The organism is Vibrio sp. 1402 (assembly GCF_033340275.1).
This window is the reverse complement of sequence record NZ_JAWOWE010000436.1, coordinates 1-605: the sequence shown is the minus strand read 5'-3', so window position 1 is coordinate 605 and position 605 is coordinate 1. Positions and strand designations below refer to the sequence as shown.

1 protein-coding gene is annotated in these 605 nt (G+C 50.6%); it reads left to right on the top strand.

The genetic code is table 11. From position 1 onward, the window contains the following. On the top strand, nt 1-605 hold a 605-nt coding region (locus R7044_RS26525; RefSeq protein WP_405540934.1), incomplete at both ends, for a sodium:solute symporter family transporter.

Here is a 605-nt window from a genome sequence, read left to right as displayed (position 1 = left end):
AACACTTGGCTTATGACGAACGTCCTACTTGGTTCAAAAACTGGGAGAAAACGGGTCTGCTAGGCTTTGATGATAAGAACGGTGATGGCAACATCAACTACACATCAGATGCTGCAACTAACGAACTGAAAGTTGATAACGACATCATGGTACTAGCTAACCCTGAGATCGCGAAACTACCTAACTGGGTTATCGCACTGGTCGCAGCGGGTGGTCTAGCGGCGGCACTATCAACCGCAGCGGGTCTATTGCTGGCGATTTCGTCCGCGATTTCCCACGACTTAATCAAAGGGGTAATTAACCCGAATATCTCAGAGAAGAAAGAGCTGCTTGCGAGTCGAATCTCGATGGCGGTGGCCATTGCAGTCGCAGGTTACTTGGGTCTGCATCCACCGGGCTTCGCGGCAGGTACGGTAGCACTGGCCTTCGGTCTGGCGGCGTCCTCCATCTTCCCGGCTCTGATGATGGGTATCTTCAGTAAGAACATCAACAAAGAAGGTGCTATCGCGGGTATGATTGCCGGTATCAGTATCACTCTGTTCTACGTGTTCCAACACAAAGGTATCCTATTCATCGCAGATTGGACTTACCTAGAAAGCTGGGGC